The organism is Ochrobactrum sp. SFR4 (assembly GCF_019730395.1).
Lineage (GTDB): Bacteria > Pseudomonadota > Alphaproteobacteria > Rhizobiales > Rhizobiaceae > Pseudochrobactrum.
On record NZ_JAAPBB010000189.1, the window covers coordinates 1 to 466 of the forward strand.

At 62.9% G+C, this 466-nt stretch carries 1 protein-coding gene and 1 pseudogene; both read left to right on the plus strand.

The features are described from left to right. Window positions 1–209 (plus strand): annotated as a pseudogene (locus HBA93_RS18530) (pyridine nucleotide-disulfide oxidoreductase); the annotation flags it as partial. Window positions 210–221: 12 nt separating this feature from the next. Continuing rightward, on the plus strand, window positions 222–466 hold a 245-nt coding region (locus HBA93_RS18535), incomplete at its 3' end, for a hypothetical protein (RefSeq protein ID WP_221724279.1).

The window sequence follows — 466 nt, forward strand, 5'->3', positions numbered from 1 at the left end:
GGACACCGCAGGCGGTCTACAATGGCTACACCTCCTGCCCGATGGTCACCGGCATCGGCAAGGCGATGCTGATCGAGTTCGACTATGACGGCAATCTGATCCCCTCCTTCCCGTTCATCGATCCGCTGAAGGAATTGTGGGTGTCCTGGCTGATCGAGGAAAAGGGCCTGCTCGGGGCCTATCGCGCCATGCTGCGCGGGCGCGCATAGGGAGAAGCGACCATGAGCGATTTTGATCTCACGACGATCTATTTCATCCTCTCCGAGAGCATGGGCGGCTGGCTCTGGGGGTTCGTCGTCCTCGCCGTCCTGCTTCTCGCCGCGATCGTGGCCGGCATCATGACGCTTCAGAAGAACGGCACGCCGGCCCGGCGCCCACTGGTTGCCGCGCTTGGGGCGGGCCTGGTGACCACGATTATCTTCACCTTCCTCGTTCCAATCTGGACCTTGGCCGGAGCCGGCGCGCT